10 protein-coding genes and 1 tRNA gene are annotated in these 12,499 nt (G+C 62.8%); 6 read left to right on the top strand and 5 right to left on the bottom strand.

All coding sequences use genetic code 11. The features are described 5' to 3' along the window. The first annotated feature begins 58 nt into the window (after nt 1-58). Complete coding sequence (locus NW846_RS09310) at nt 59-970, top strand: alpha/beta fold hydrolase (RefSeq protein WP_011430789.1); 912 nt, start codon at nt 59-61, stop codon at nt 968-970. Here NW846_RS09310 and NW846_RS09305 read toward each other — a convergent pair. Beyond that, nucleotides 967-1,428, bottom strand: coding sequence for an HHL1-like protein (locus tag NW846_RS09305; RefSeq protein WP_011430790.1), 462 nt, complete (start codon nt 1,426-1,428; stop codon nt 967-969). The genes NW846_RS09310 and NW846_RS09305 overlap by 4 nt on opposite strands. A gap of 115 nt (nt 1,429-1,543) precedes the next feature. Here NW846_RS09305 and NW846_RS09300 point away from each other — a divergent pair. Then, a tRNA-Pro gene (locus NW846_RS09300) sits at nt 1,544-1,617 on the top strand. Nucleotides 1,618-1,716: 99 nt separating this feature from the next. On the opposite strand, the gene NW846_RS09295 is transcribed toward NW846_RS09300, so the two are convergent. From NW846_RS09295 to xseA, 4 genes are all read right to left on the bottom strand, one after another. Further along, nucleotides 1,717-4,323 (bottom strand): DUF3536 domain-containing protein, encoded by a 2,607-nt coding sequence (locus NW846_RS09295; RefSeq protein WP_099813033.1) that lies wholly within the window; start codon nt 4,321-4,323, stop codon nt 1,717-1,719. A gap of 330 nt (nt 4,324-4,653) precedes the next feature. After that, a complete protein-coding gene (gene folD / locus NW846_RS09290) occupies nt 4,654-5,523 on the bottom strand; it encodes a bifunctional methylenetetrahydrofolate dehydrogenase/methenyltetrahydrofolate cyclohydrolase FolD (protein ID WP_011430792.1) in 870 nt (289 codons plus the stop codon). 101 nt (nt 5,524-5,624) lie between these two features. Beyond that, nucleotides 5,625-5,861: an exodeoxyribonuclease VII small subunit gene (gene xseB / locus NW846_RS09285; protein WP_414347045.1), complete on the bottom strand. Its 237-nt coding sequence runs from the start codon at nt 5,859-5,861 to the stop codon at nt 5,625-5,627. Further along, a complete protein-coding gene (gene xseA, locus NW846_RS09280) occupies nt 5,842-7,128 on the bottom strand; it encodes an exodeoxyribonuclease VII large subunit (protein WP_414347044.1) in 1,287 nt (428 codons plus the stop codon). The genes xseB and xseA overlap by 20 nt, the downstream gene beginning before the upstream one ends. A gap of 76 nt (nt 7,129-7,204) precedes the next feature. Between xseA and NW846_RS09275 the strand changes: the two genes are divergently transcribed. From NW846_RS09275 to NW846_RS09260, 4 genes are all read left to right on the top strand, one after another. Next, entirely contained in the window at nt 7,205-8,341 is a 1,137-nt protein-coding gene (locus NW846_RS09275) for an AI-2E family transporter (RefSeq protein WP_099887391.1), read from the top strand. Between the two features lie 119 nt (nt 8,342-8,460). Then, on the top strand, nt 8,461-8,835 hold the full coding sequence (locus tag NW846_RS09270; protein WP_011430797.1) for a DUF1257 domain-containing protein: 375 nt from the start codon (nt 8,461-8,463) through the stop codon (nt 8,833-8,835). Nucleotides 8,836-8,857: 22 nt separating this feature from the next. Beyond that, nucleotides 8,858-9,973, top strand: a complete 1,116-nt coding sequence (locus NW846_RS09265; protein WP_414389826.1) for a pentapeptide repeat-containing protein — start codon at nt 8,858-8,860, stop codon at nt 9,971-9,973. 99 nt (nt 9,974-10,072) lie between these two features. Beyond that, nucleotides 10,073-12,448 carry a phosphoketolase gene (locus NW846_RS09260; protein ID WP_414346916.1) on the top strand — a complete coding sequence of 792 codons (2,376 nt, stop codon included), beginning with the start codon at nt 10,073-10,075 and terminating at the stop codon, nt 12,446-12,448. Nucleotides 12,449-12,499: the final 51 nt, after the last annotated feature.

The raw sequence follows: 12,499 nt of genomic DNA, 5'->3' as shown, positions 1-12,499 counted from the left end.
GCGGTAGGATGAGGAGGTGGGGACCCTTCCACAACGCCTCCACATCTTTTTTCTGTCTGTGTTCACTGCTCCTCCTGCGAGTTTGGCAGCCGATCCCATTGCCCCTTTTGCTCCCCAAACCTGGAGCTGGCGGGGTCACGCCATTCGCTACGTCGTCCAGGGATCTGGCTCCCCACTGATTTTGGTGCATGGCTTTGGGGCCTCCATTGGCCACTGGCGGCACAACATCCCTGTGCTAGCGGCGGCGGGATACCGGGTCTATGCTTTGGATTTGCTGGGGTTTGGCGGCTCGGCCAAGCCGGCCCTTGCCTACAGTCTGGAGCTGTGGGCCGAGCTGCTGGCGGATTTTTGGCGGCAGCATGTGCGGCAGCCGGCGGTGTTCATCGGCAACTCTATCGGCGCCTTGCTCAGCTTGCTCATGGCTGCCCGCTATCCCCAGCTTGTTGCTGGAGCCGTGCTGCTCAACTGTGCCGGCGGTCTCAACCACCGCTCCCACGAGCTCAGCCCGCTGGCCCGCCTTTTCATGGCCACCTTCACTGCTCTGGTGGCCTCGCCGGTCACGGGGCCCCTTCTGTTTGATTGGGTGCGGCAGCGGCAGCGGATCCGCGCCACTCTGAAACAGGTGTACTGCAACCCTGCCGCCATCACTGACGAGCTGGTGGAGATCCTCTACGCCCCTTCCTGTGAGCCGGGAGCGCAGCAGGTGTTTGCCGCTGTTCTCACGGCTCCCCCTGGCCCTACGCCGGAAGCGTTGCTGCCCCAGGTGCGCTGTCCGCTGCTGGTGATTTGGGGGGAACGGGATCCCTGGACGCCTATTCAGCGGGGTCGCGGCTTTCAAAACCATGTGCAGGGGATCGACTACCAATTTTTCCCTCTTCCCGATACGGGCCATTGCCCCCACGACGAGCGCCCAGAGATTGTCAACCCCTTGATTTTGAGCTGGCTACCCAAAGCCTTTGCCACGGCTTAGCCTTTCTTGGAGGCTTGGGTAGTTCTTTTGCCCAGGCCCAGCCACTTGCGCACCCTGTCTATCCAGCTCTGAAGGGGCGAAGGCTGGGGCCGAACTGCCACCTGAATGGGCTCGTCTTGAAACTCTTTGTCCTTAAGGCGAAAGCCAAACTCCAGCTCGTCTTTGACTTTGCTAAGACGGGGAAAGAGGCGGACGGCTGCTTTTTTGAGCTCTTCCTCGTTTTGGAAGATGGCCTGGTGGATGGCGCTGGAGCGACTGACCGCCAGGGATCCCACGGGCAGCCAGGGGTTGGGTTTGCCGGGCTCAGCTTGGCGGCGCCGGGCAAAAATGGCGAACTCCGGCATCCCCTTGGCTTTCAGCTCGTCGTAGCGTTTGGCGGCTTCCTTGCGCTTGGCCGTGTTGGCCTTGGCCGGTTTCTTCTCTGGCTTGGATTGGCTGAAACCCTTGGGCTGACTCATACTCCAGTAGGGCAACGGTGGATCCCCATAGCCTAGCGCAGAACGACTCCCGCCCGCGGGAAGATGCCATGCATGGCATGCTATACTTACAAAGCCTTGGATTTGGATTGCTCCTCGGGATGTAGCGCAGCTTGGTAGCGCACTTCGTTCGGGACGAAGGGGTCGCAGGTTCGAATCCTGTCATCCCGATAGATTCAGGAAAATGTGGGGCAACGGCCATCCTTCGAGCCTAAGGCCCTCTTCCCCTTGGGCAGCAGAGGGGCAAAAGCGCAGCCTGCGGCACTCAGATCACTGGTGGGGTTGTAGGTGACGCAGCCAGGCGTTGACGTTAACGCGGAGCCGCTGCCCAAGCTGGAAGAGGCGGCGCAAGGTTTCGCCAGGGATCTCCTGGCCTTCTTCTCGAAGGTGGGTTGGGCCGCTCGCGCTCCCTTCAGCCAGATGCAGTTGAAGTTCTCTCTGCCGTTCCAGACCCAGCAGGTAGAGCTCCTGGAGGCGATCCAGGTTGATGGGCAGGCGCAGATCGTCAGCTAGTTTTAGCCACTCCTCCAGGTTGTGGAGCTGTTCGCCAAAGCTCTCCGGCTCAAAATCGTGGGCAAGGTGCCACATCCCCCGCTGCAAGAGCCGATCCAAAACCCGGGCCGCCTCCTCCCGCCGCAACTGACACCCCAACTGCTCCGCCTCGCGGGCGATTGCCCGCAACTCCAGCAGGTGATCCTGCTTGCCCCCTTCCACTTCCATCGCCCGCAAGCTGCTCAACAGGCGCTGGTTGAGAGTGATCTGCGCGGCAGCCAACAGCTCTTCCGGGATCGGCAGGCCATCGGCCCGAAAAGCCATCAAAACCCCGTAATTTTCCAGGTAGGTTTGGCGATAGAGCTGGGCCAGGCGATCTAACGTGTCTTGGGTAAGCCAGCGCAGCATCTGCTGCCGGTCTTCCTCAATCAGGGCGTTGAGGTCAAAGGTTTCCGGGCCAAACAGCTCTTGCAGGGTTAGGACTAGCTGGATGCGGCTGCGGGATCCAGATAGCAGGGTGGCTTTCAACTGCTCGTAGCTGCGCCGCCCTGTAAACGGCTTAACCCCACACTGAAAGTCCCAGCCGCCCAGATGGAGGAGAGCGTAGATGAGGTCGTGCTCTTCGCCGGTGTTGGGAAAGGCGAGCTTCACCCGCCCGACGAGCAGTGTGGATCCCCCTATAGCCAGGCGCTCCTGATCCACCGGCTCCAGCATATATCCGGGGGCTCGGGGCATGCCGTTGCACAGGGAAAGCAGGGCGTGCTGGGCCACCAGCCGCTGTGGGCTGATCAAAGCGGGGCGCACCAAAGCCCAGTAAACCCCCTTGCCATCTCTGTATAGGTCGAGGTTACTGGGAGCCTTGCTCAAGCGGCCCAGAAACTCTTCTTCCAGATCCACATCCGCCACTGCTGCCGCCAGCTCGATGGCCCGCGCCGCGTAGCGCAGGATCTGCACTCCCTCAGGACGCGAGAGCTCCTCGAAGAACCAGCCGCAACTGGTAAACATCAACTGGCCGTAGCGCTGCATCTCCAGTAGGCGCAGCACCTGCACTCGGTCTTCGGCAGTGAGGCGGTGGCTCTGGTGCTCCTGCAAAAACGCCTCGCAGCGCTCCCGATCCAAGATCACCTCGATGTAGCGATCCCGGGCCAGCCAGGGATCCCGCAGGTAGGCCTTGGCCTCCGTCTCGTAGATCTCGGCCAACTGATCCCGCAGCCAGTTGAGGGCCTCCCGCAGCGGTTGCCGCCAGCGCTGGTGCCAGCCTGGAACCGCCCCACAGCCGCAGTCGCGCGACCACCGTCCTACCCCGTGGGCGCAGCTCCAGGCGGTGACCGGCTTCAGTTGCACCTCCCAGGTGGGGGGATGGTGGCTGAGGAAGTGGCCGTAGTTGCCCACCTGCCACCCCCGCCGGGGAAACTCTTCGCAAAAGGCGTAGGCCAGCGTGCGCTCCACGCTGCGCTTGTGGTGGCCAAAGGTCTCGCCATCGGTAGCACAGTTGATCAGATAGGGTTCCCCTTTTCTGTCAGGGCGGATGGCCAGCCGGATCCGCTCCGCCAGCGACTGGGTGCTGTAGACGATATCGCCAAAGCCAAGATCCCGGGAGATAGGGCCATCAAAAAAGAAAATGTCCAGGTAGCCGCTGCGATCCGGGGTAAAGCAGCGGTAGGGCCGGCTGGGATCGATCTGACCCTGGCTGACATCGATCCATTCCGTTTGACCCAAAGGACGAATGCGCTGCGCCTGGCTGGGTGCCAAGATGACAAAGCGGATCCCGCAGTCGACTAAGGCTTTAACCGTTGCCGCATCGATGGCGGTTTCCGCCAGCCACATGCCCTCGGGAAAGCGGCCAAAGCGATGCTGGAAATCGGCAATCCCCCAGCGGATCTGGGTGTACTTGTCCCGCTCGTTGGCCAAGGGCAGGATGACGTGGTTGTAGACCTGGGCGATGGCATTGCCATGCCCCTCCAGCCGCTCGGCGCTGAGGCGGTCGGCAGTCAAGATGCGTTGGTACACTTCAACATCGTGCTCCTCCAACCAGGAGAGGAGAGTGGGGCCAAAGTTAAAACTCAAGAATTCGTAGTTATTGACAATGCGCACCACCCGCCCCTGCTCGTCCAGGATGCGGGCAAAGGCGTTGGGACGATAACACTCCGCCAGAATGCGCTCGTTCCAGTCGTGGAAGGGGGCAGCGCTGGGCTGGCGCTCAATGCGGTTTAGCCAGGGATCCTCCCGCGGCGGCTGGTAGAAATGACCGTGCAGCACCACGTAGGGAGCGGTGGTTGTAGCTCGCGGAGGCGGAGAGCTAGCATCAGCTAAAAAGGGAGCCGGATCCCCTTGCCCTGATTCGGCCGCCGGCATAGAGGCGTTTTTGGAGCCACTCGGCAGCATGAGACCCTACTCCTTGCCCGCCCTCGGAGCTTCAGTTCTGGGGAGACGGGCTGCTAGTTAACCTAAGTTCATATCCATACGTTACAGCGATCCCCGATCTGCGACTGTCAACGTAAAGGACTTGGACAAAAATTTGACGGCGAATAACTATTGCTTAGCAATCTTCTTGCGTTCCCCCAGCGAAGACTCTTGAGCAAGCCCGAAGATGACCCGATCTCACTGCCACTCGGAGTAACAAGCTATACAAAAAGCCTCACTGATGTCTCCAAGGCTCCCTCCTGGTGGCCGGCCATTGGCAGTTGTTCATGGATTTTGAGGACAGCTTCCAGGCTACAGGTGGCTGCGAAGCTTGTAGCTTTCCAGGGTGTTGGCCAGCAGCATCGTCACCGTCATCGGCCCCACGCCGCCTGGTACAGGCGTGATGGCAGCGGCCCGCTCTTTGACCGCTTCGTAGTCCACATCTCCCACCAACTGCTCAGATCCGTCAGGGTCTTGGATACGGTTAATGCCTACATCGACAACCACGGCGCCCGGCTTCACCATGTCTGCCGTGAGCAAGCGAGGACGCCCTACAGCCATGACCACAATGTCGGCACTGCGGGTTACTTCGGCCAGGTTGGGTGTACGGGAGTGGGCCACGGTAACCGTTGCGTCGGCGGCCAACAACATCAGGCTCAGGGGCTTGCCCACCAGGAGGCTGCGGCCGACCACCACCGCTTTTCGTCCGGCAATGGGGATCCCTTCCGCTTGCAACAGGCGCATCACACCTAGAGGCGTACAACTGCGCAGGCCGGGCTCGCCGCGCACTAGCCGGCCCAGGTTGAGGGGGTGGAGACCGTCCACGTCTTTGGCGGGGTCGATGGCCAGAAGGGGCGGGATGGGATCCCAGCCGGGGGGCAGAGGCAGTTGCACGAGGATGCCGTCGACGCGCTCGTCCTGGTTGAGTTGGGCGATGGCGTCGAGCAGATGGGCGGGGGAGTCTTGGGCGGAAAAATGGCGGCCAAAGGAGGCAATGCCCACTCGCTCACAGGCCCGCTCTTTGCCGCGCACATAGGCAGCACTGGCGGGATCCTCCCCCACCCGCAGCACCGCCAATCCCGGCGGACGCCCCACCCGCGGCAGCCAAGCTTGCACCTGAGCGGCCATCTCGGCTTGCAGCCGGCCAGCCAAGGCTTTGCCATCCAGGATCTTGGCAGACATGGGGGCCCCAGAAGACATCTTGACAACTTGACGATTGTTACGGGTCGAGCATTGTCCGTCAAGCCTCGGCGCAGCAAAGAGGCGACGGCAGAGCGGGATCCCTAGAATGCTTGCCAGTCTTCGTCGTCTTGGTTCAATTCCTCGATGAGGATCTCCACCTGCTGCCGCTTTTCCTCCAAAAACTCGCCGCAGCGCTTCAGGGTCTGGGCGGCCTGTTGGAAGCGCTCCACCACCTCCGCCAGATCCAGCTCTCCCGATTCGATCTGGGCAATCAGACTTTCCACTTCGGCGATGGCTGCTTCGTAGCGCCAGGGATCCTCACGTTTGCGGCGGCTCATGGCTCTCCTCCACTCGGGCCCAGAGGCTGCCCGAGGCCAGTTGTATCCTCAGCCGGGTCTGGGGCGGCAGGCGGTGGCTGCAGACCAGGGATCCCCGCTCGTCGCGCACCAGGGCATAGCCCCGCCTGAGAACGGCGGCAGGATCGAGGGCTTGCAGGTGCTGCTGGAGAGCTTGGTGGCGCTGTTGCTGCTGCTGGAGACGGTGGCGCACGGCCTGGACCAGGCGCTGCTGCTGTTGGGCTAGGCGCTCCTGGGCCTGCTGCAGCAGCCGCTCCGGATGCACCTGGGCTAGGCGGCGCTGGGCGTGGTGCCAACGCTGTTCAGCTTTTTCCAGAGCATGCAGGGTGCGCTCGACAAGCTGCTGGCGCAACTGGAATGCCTGGCGCTGCAGTTCCCGCAGATCGGGCACAACTCGCTCGGCGGCCGCTGTGGGGGTGTGCGCCGCATAGTCAGCAGCGTAGTCAGCTAAGGTCTCATCCCGCTGGTGGCCGATCCCGGTCACCACCGGAATGGAGCACTCGGCAATGGCCCGCACCACCCGCTCGTCGTTAAAGCAGGCCAAGTCCTCGCCGGATCCGCCCCCCCGGGCCACGATCAGCACTTCCGCCCGCCCGTCCCGCTCCACCCGGCGAATGGCCCGCACAATCGACTCCGGGGCCGCCTCCCCCTGCACCTGGGCTGGCGCAAACAGCACCCGCAGCCCGGGGTAGCGCTGGTTGAGGGTGCAGCGGATATCGCCCCAGCCAGCGGCGTCGGGAGAGCTGACGACGGCAATACACTGAGGGTGGGTGGGCAGGGGCCGCTGGTTGTCGAACAGGCCTTCGGCGGCAAGGCGGGCCTTAAGCTGCTGAAACCGCCACGCCAACAGCCCCTCGCCCGCCGGCAGCAGTTGCCAGATAACCAGGCGGTAGTAGCTGCCGCCGCTGTAGATGCCAAGTTGACCCAGGGCCAGCACCCGTTGCCCCACTTCTGGCCAGAAGCTGAGCCGGGCAGTCTGACTTTGCCACACAACCCCCTTGAGGAGGTCGCCGCTTTCCGGATCCACCAGGGTCAGGAACAGGTGGCCGTTGCGGCTGCGCTGGCAACTGGAGACTTCTCCCACCACCCACAGCCTGGCCAGGTAGGGATCCCCGGCCAGCAGCGATTTCAAGTAGCCGGACACTCCCCCCACCGAGAGCAGGGGGACTTCCTCGGCAAGAAAGGATTCTGTCCCGCAGTCGAGGCCATCAAAGGCCAGAGCCATTGCTTGCGGATCCAGATCGCGCATACGGGCTCCCCCATGGAAATGCTCGGGATCCCATCTAGAATAGGCGACGACAGGGCGAGAGAGGAGGCGAGCTGCGGTGACCTTCGCCCAGTGGCTGGGGCTGGCAGCATTGCTGGGTTTGCTGGTTCTGCTCTGGCAGATCCGGCAGATCCTGCTGTTGGTGTTTGCGGCCATCGTCTTGGCAGTAGCTTTGGATACCTTAGCCCAGATCCCGCAGCGCTACGGCTTTCGCCGCGGCCCCTCGCTCCTCATCACCGGTTTGACGGTTCTGGTGGGGGCGATTCTGGTGGGGCTGATCGTGGTGCCTCCCTTGGCGGATCAGTTGCGGCGGCTGTTTACCGATGGGGTGCCCGCCGGGATCGTGCAGGCGCAGCGGCTGTTCGAGAGCCTCATCCTCTCGTTGCCGACGGATATTGAGCTGCCGACGCTGCGGGAATTGGCCAATAGCTTGGTGCCCCAGGCCACCGAGTTGGTGCGCCAGGTGCGCGACTTTTTCTCCGAGTCCTTCACCGCCTTTTTCGCCACCCTGCTCAATCTGTTGTTTGTGATCATCCTCACCATCCTGTTGTTGGTGGATCCCCAGGCTTATAGCCGCGCCTTTGTCTCGGTTTTCCCGGCCTTCTACCGCCCCCGCGTCCGCTACATCCTCAAGCGCTGCGAGCTGGCGCTGCGAGGGTGGCTGGTGGGGATCCTGTTCACCAGCAGCTTGGTGATGCTGCTAAGCGGCATTGGCCTCTGGATTTTAGGTGTGCCCCTGAGCCTGGCCAACGCGGTGCTGGCGGGACTGTTTAATTTCATCCCCAACATCGGCCCCACCCTGAGCGTGGTTGCCCCCATGCTGGTAGCCCTCACCGACGCCCCCTGGAAATCGCTGGCGGTGCTGGGGCTCTACATCCTTATCCAGCAGCTCGAAAGCAGCGTCTTCACCCCCATCGTCATGTCGCGGCAGGTGTCGCTTTTGCCCGCCCTAACTTTGGTGGCCCAAGTTACCTCGGCCTTTTTCTTCGGCGTGCTGGGCTTGTTTTTGGCTGTGCCGCTGGCGGCCATCCTGCAGGTGTGGATCCAGGAGGTGCTGATTCGGGATGTGTTGGATCCCTGGCAGGGATCCCGGGCCCGCCCCTTGCCCCTGGCCAAGGGAGATGGGATCCCGGCTTCCCAGGAGAAGCGGAAGCCTCTGCAGCCGGAGAACGAGAACGCCATCCTGCTGCCGTGAGGGTAGAGAAGTTACGGGAGCCGCGGGAAACGTAATCCTCCTTCACATTTCTTCCACAACTGCAGAGGCGCTTCTATAGTGAGGATCCCGTCTCCATCCGTCCAAGGATCGGAACCGCCATGTCCCACTTCACCACCTTGCAAGTGCAAATCAAGGATGCCGACCTGCTGGAAGAGACCCTGAAGGAATTGGGCTACACCGTGGAGCGGAACGCCAGCCTGCGCGGCTACCTCTGGAACCGCACCCGCGCCGATCTGGTGATCCGGCAAAAGAACGGCTTCGACATCGGCTTTCGCCGCAACGGGGATCACTATGAGCTTGTGGTGGATCTGTGGGGGGCGGGCATCGATCCCCAGACCTTTCTGGAGCCGATTTTGCAGCGCTACGCCCACAAGAGCTTGCTGCGCTCTGCCCGGCAACAGGGCTTCGCCATCGAGGCGGAGGAGCATCTAGAGGATGGCACCATCCGCGTAGTGGTGGGGCGCTGGGTGTAGCCGGGCCCATTGGCATCCGCTCATGCTCAGCAACTCCCGACCCTTGGTGGGCACAGGTGAGGGATCCCGGCCCCGCCCTTGGGATCTGGTGTTGGGAGGACGAGCCGCAGCCGGCGGTGCCCCGGCCCACGCCTTAGTTTTGGGGGGGCTTGAGGGGGCGCGGCGACGGCTCACCCAGGGCGACGAGGCGGTGCGTCTGGCCACCTTGCCCCAGCTGCTGCAGTACGGGCCGGCAGGCCTGGCCGAACTGATCGAAGCACTTGCTGGCAACACCTCCTGGGCAGTGCGCCTAGAGGCCTGGCGGCTGCTCTCCCAGCTCGAGCAGCCGGAGGCAGAGGAAGCCTGTCGAACCTACAGCCCCTTTCGCCCGGTGGGGGGTGCCCAGGGGGTCATCGTGGCCTATCGGCGCGGGGAGCGGAACTTTGCCTACGCCGACTTGGAGGGAGTGGATCTGCAAGAGGCGCGGCTGGGGGGTGCCAACTTCTACGAAGCTAATTTGAGAAAGGCCAACCTGGGTCTTTGCAACTTCAACGGCGCCCACCTGCACCAGGCAGATCTGCGCCAAGCTAACTTGCAAGGGGCCAAGCTCAGTGGCGCCGTCCTCCAGGGGGCGGATCTGCGGGGAGCCGATCTGAGGGGGGCGAAAGTCAGCGGCACCAGCCTGCGGGGATCCCGGCTTTCGGAAGAGACCCGCCTGGAGGAGCGGCTGCGCCACATCTGGCAGTTGCAAAACTGGGGGGGACAAGGGCAAGATTTCTCCGGCCAAGACCTGAGCAAGGCCGACTTGAGAGGGCTGGGGCTGCGCCAGATCCGGCTGCGGGGGGCCAACCTCAAGCGCGTGGATCTGCGCGGATCCAACCTGGAGGGAGCAGACCTGCGGGGGGCCAACCTGCAGCGGGCGGATCTGCGGGGGGCCAACTTGCAAAATGCCGACCTCGAGGGGGCCGATCTCAGCGGCGCCGAGCTGCGCCAGGCCCAGTTGCAGGGGGCCAACCTGCGCCGGGCTGACCTCAGCCGCGCCAACCTGACTCAGGCCAACCTGGAAGGCGCCCAGATCGAGGGCCTCAAACACAGCGGATCCCAGATTGCCGGCCTCATCTTCCCCGACGGCACCCCCCTCAAGCCCTGGTGGTGGTAGGCTGACCACCGCTGCCAAATCCAAAGGAATCCCAAGATCCCCAAGCCCCCGCCCCAACCTGGAGCAGCATGAGAGTAGAGATACCTAGGGGGTACGGCTATGGTTTTGGCAGAACAGCTCTCAACCAAACCGCTCACCGACGACGAACTGCGCAAAATGGACGCCTACTGGCGGGCCGCCAACTACCTGTCGGTGGGGCAGATTTACCTGATGGACAACCCGCTGCTGCGGGAACCTCTAAAGCTAGAGCATGTGAAGCCGCGCCTGCTGGGGCACTGGGGCACCACACCGGGGCTGAATTTTATCTACGTGCATCTCAACCGCATCATCAAGCGGGAAAACCTCAACGTCCTCTACATCACCGGCCCCGGCCATGGCGGCCCCGCTCTGGTGGCCAACACGTACCTGGAGGGCACCTACAGCGAGGTGTACCCCAACATCGGCCAAGATGCCGACGGGATGCGCAAGCTCTTCAAACAGTTCTCCTTCCCCGGCGGCGTGCCCAGCCACGTGGCCCCAGAAACCCCCGGCTCCATCCATGAGGGGGGAGAGCTAGGCTATGCCCTGGCCCACGCCTTTGGGGCGGCCTTCGACAACCCCGATCTGTTGGTGGCCTGTGTAGTCGGGGATGGAGAGGCGGAAACCGGCCCTCTGGCTGCTTCCTGGCACTCCAACAAGTTCCTCAACCCCATCCACGACGGGGCAGTGCTGCCGATTCTCCACCTCAACGGCTACAAGATCGCCAACCCCACCATCCTGGGTCGCCTCAGCCGTGAAGAGCTGCAGAGCCTGTTTGTGGGCTATGGCTACAAGCCTTACTTCGTAGAAGGCTCCGATCCGGCCCAGATGCACCAGTTGATGGCCGCCACTTTGGACACGGTAATCCACGAGATCCAAGAAATCCAGCAGCATGCTCGTACCAAGGGGGATCCCAGCCGTCCCCAGTGGCCGATGCTCATCCTGCGCACCCCCAAAGGCTGGACGGGCCCCAAAGAGGTGGACGGCAAAAAGGTGGAGGATTTCTGGCGCTCCCACCAGGTGCCGCTGGCGGATCTGGCCAAGAAACCAGAGCACCTCAAGATCCTGGAAGAGTGGATGCGCAGCTACAGACCGGAAGAGCTCTTCGACGAAAACGGCCGCCTGCGGCCCGAGCTGCAGGAGCTGGCCCCCAAAGGGGAAAAGCGCATGGGCGCCACCCCCTATGCCAACGGCGGCCTGCTGACGCGGGAGCTGAAAATGCCGGATTTCCGCCGCTACGCCGTGGACGTGCCGCACCCCGGCACCCTCGAAGCCGAAGCCACCAAGGTGCTGGGGCAATTCTTGCGAGATGTGATGAAGCTCAACCCCCACAACTTCCGCCTCTTTGGCCCCGATGAAACTGCATCCAATCGCCTGGACGCCGTGTTTGAGGCCAGTGACCGCACCTGGGTGGCGCCTATCTACGACTACGACGAGCACCTCTCCCCCGATGGGCGGGTGATGGAGATCCTGAGCGAGCACGTCTGCCAGGGCTGGCTGGAGGGCTACCTGTTGACAGGCCGCCACGGCTTTTTCTCCTGCTACGAAGCCTTCATCCACCTGGTGGACTCCATGTTCAACCAGCACGCCAAGTGGCTGAAGACCACCCGCCACATCCCCTGGCGGCGGCCCATCCCCTCTCTCAACTACCTGCTCACCTCCCACGTGTGGCGGCAGGATCACAACGGCTTCAGCCACCAGGATCCCGGCTTTCTGGATCACGTGGTCAACAAGAAAGCCGATGTTATCCGCGTCTACCTGCCCCCGGATGCCAACACCCTGCTCTCGGTGGCGGATCACTGCCTGCGCAGCCGCCACTACGTCAATGTCATCGTGGCGGGGAAACAGCCGGCCCTGCAGTACCTGGACATGGATGCCGCCATCAAGCACTGCACCCAGGGCTTGGGGATCTGGGAGTGGGCCAGCAACGACCAGGGCTCGGAGCCGGATGTGGTCATGGCCTGCTGCGGCGATGTGCCGACGATGGAAACCCTGGCGGCGGCGGACTTCTTGCGGCAGCACCTGCCGGACATCAAGATCCGGGTGGTGAACGTGGTGAACCTGATGAAGTTGCAGCCGCCCAGCGAACACCCCCACGGCATCAGCGACAAGGAGTTTGTCAGCATCTTCACCCCCGATAAGCCCATCGTGTTTGCCTTCCATGGCTATCCTTGGCTCATTCACCGCCTCACCTACCGCCGCCCCAACCACCACAACCTACACGTGCGCGGCTACAAGGAGGAAGGCACCACCACCACTCCCTTCGACATGTGCGTCCTCAACCAGGTGGATCGCTTCAACCTGGCCAACGACGTGTTGGAGCGGGTGGAGCGCTTCAAATACCGGCGGGATCACGTCCAGCAGTTGATTCGGGACAAGCTGGTGGAGCACAAGCAGTACATCTGCAAGTACGGCGAGGATCTGCCCGAGGTGCGCAACTGGAAGTGGCCCTACTAGTGGATCCCCCTTCCCCCAACTTTCACCTCTAGCCGCCGGCAGGGTAGAGTT

Origin of the sequence: Synechococcus sp. W60.3 (genome assembly GCF_047502615.1) — a bacterium.
Taxonomy (GTDB): domain Bacteria; phylum Cyanobacteriota; class Cyanobacteriia; order Thermostichales; family Thermostichaceae; genus Thermostichus.
Note: the sequence above shows the minus strand (reverse complement) of the source record. Positions and strands in the feature narration are given on the sequence as shown.